The organism is Actinophytocola sp., assembly GCF_036402745.1.
In the GTDB taxonomy this organism is placed as follows: domain Bacteria; phylum Actinomycetota; class Actinomycetes; order Mycobacteriales; family Pseudonocardiaceae; genus Actinophytocola.
The window spans coordinates 1-1,505 of the sequence record NZ_DASWSJ010000233.1; the positions used below are offsets into that span (position 1 = coordinate 1).

At 73.7% G+C, this 1,505-nt stretch carries 2 protein-coding genes; both read left to right on the forward strand.

From position 1 onward, the window contains the following. Window positions 1–982, forward strand: a 982-nt coding sequence (locus VGD70_RS22210; RefSeq protein ID WP_331084329.1) for an NtaA/DmoA family FMN-dependent monooxygenase, incomplete at its 5' end; no start/stop codon positions are given. Between the two features lie 72 nt (window positions 983–1,054). Next, entirely contained in the window at window positions 1,055–1,309 is a 255-nt protein-coding gene (locus VGD70_RS22215; protein WP_331084331.1) for an MFS transporter, read from the forward strand. The last annotated feature ends 196 nt before the right edge of the window (window positions 1,310–1,505 follow it).

A 1,505-nucleotide genomic window follows, 5' to 3' on the forward strand; every position in this document is an offset into this window, starting at 1 on the left:
CGCCGCGGCGGCGAACTTCGGCCTCGACGCCCACCCTCCCCACGCCGAGCGGTACGCGCGGGCGCGGGAGTTCGTCGACGCCGTGCTCGCGCTGTGGGACAGCTGGGAGGACGACGCAGTCGTCCTCGACCGCGCGGCCGGGATCTACGCCGACGCGAGCAAGATCCACGAGATCGGCCACGCGGGCGAGTACGTGCGGGTGCGGGGCCCGTTCAACCAGCCGCGCCCGCCACAGGGGCACCCGGTGCTCGTGCAGGCAGGCGCGTCCAACGACGGGCGCGCCTTCGCCGGCCGGTACGCGGAGGCGATCTTCACGGCGCACCAGCGGCTGGCCGACGCGCAGGCTTTCTACGCCGACGTGAAGGCGAAGGCCGCGAGTTTCGGCCGCCGGCCGGAGCACGTGAAGGTCCTGCCGGGGATCAGCCCGTTCATCGCCGGCACCGAGACCGCGGCCCGTGCCCTGGAGCGGGAGTTCAACGAGCTCACCGTGCCGGCGTACGGGCTGCTGCAGCTCGAGCGGATCACCGGCACGTCGCTGCAACACCTCGACCTCGACGCACCGGTGCCGCAGGCGCTGTTCGCCGGTGCCGGGGACGTCACCGACAACGGGCGCAGCCGGCTGCAGGTGGTGGCCGGCATCGTCGAGCGGGAGCGGCCGACGGTGCGCGGGCTGCTGCACCGGCTGGCCGGGGCGCGCGGACATCGCGTGTTCGCCGGCACCCCAGAACAGGTCGCCGACACGATCGAGGAGTGGTTCGGCTCGGGTGCCGCGGACGGCTTCAACGTGATGCCGCCCTACTACCCTGGAGGCCTGGAGATCTTCGCCGACACTGTCGTGCCCATCCTGCGTGCCCGCGGGCTGTTCCGCACCGAGTACGCGGGCCACACCCTGCGGGATCATTTCGGCCTGCCCCGACCGGTCGGCCGGTTCACGGCAGCGGTGAATGCGTCGGCGGTGAATGCCACAGTGGTCAGTGCATAGCGCGTTGCCCACCCCGGTCACGGCGACCGGCCGCTTCGCCGGCTTGTCGTTCCCGCGTTCCTGCCGGCCGCCGTGTTCGGGATCGGCCAGGGTGCCGCCGCGCCGGTGGTGGCGCTGAGCGCCCGCGAGCTGGGCGGCTCGGTGGCCGCTGCGGGAGTGGTCGTCGCACTGCTCGGGCTGGGCCAGGTGCTCGGTGACCTCCCCGCCGGACGGATCGAGGCGCGGGTCGGCGAGCGCAGCGCCGTGCTGCTCGGCAGCGCGGTCGGGCTCGCCGCAGCGATCGCGCGCTGGGTGCCGCGCCGACCCTCTCGGCCTCGGGCGATCTGACCGGCGTGACTGCTGGATCACGATGACGGCCGGATGCTCGGCGGGCTGGTCCGGGAGGAGCGCGGCGAGATCGTCCTCGACCTCTGACCACGCTCCCCGCGGTCCGGAACGACGTCAGTGGTGCTCCGCGCGCTCCACGGTGACCTGCAGCGCAGCCATCAGGGCGCGCGCCGAGTCGAGGCTCAGCTCCACCGCC